The organism is Pseudoalteromonas sp. PPB1, from assembly GCF_015356275.1.
Taxonomy (GTDB): domain Bacteria; phylum Pseudomonadota; class Gammaproteobacteria; order Enterobacterales; family Alteromonadaceae; genus Pseudoalteromonas; species Pseudoalteromonas rubra_D.
Genome location: NZ_JACEQV010000111.1, coordinates 1 through 290, shown reverse-complemented (window position 1 = coordinate 290; position 290 = coordinate 1). Strand labels below are relative to the sequence as shown.

Below are 290 nucleotides of genomic sequence, written 5' to 3'. Positions count from 1 at the left end.
GGATTGTTAGTATGTAACATGAGAGTTACTCCTTAGTTGTTTTGAACAAAGATTCGACACCTTTATCAAAACGGGTAACTCTCAATTTTTCAAATCGAAATGTCAGGTCTGGTCGGAACTAATTCACATAAACACAAAAAAGCCCGACTCTTTCGAATCGGGCTTTCTTTTATTTGGAGCTTGGCAATGTCCTACTTTCACATGGGAAACCCCACACTATCATCGGCGCTATTTCGTTTCACTACTGAGTTCGGCATGGAGTCAGGTGGTTCCAAAATGCTATGGTTACC

The 290-nt window shown here is 41.0% G+C and carries 1 rRNA gene; it reads right to left on the bottom strand.

The annotated features are described in order from the left end of the window. Positions 1-178 precede the first annotated feature (178 nt). A 5S ribosomal RNA gene (gene rrf / locus IY568_RS24540) occupies positions 179-290 on the bottom strand; the annotation flags it as partial.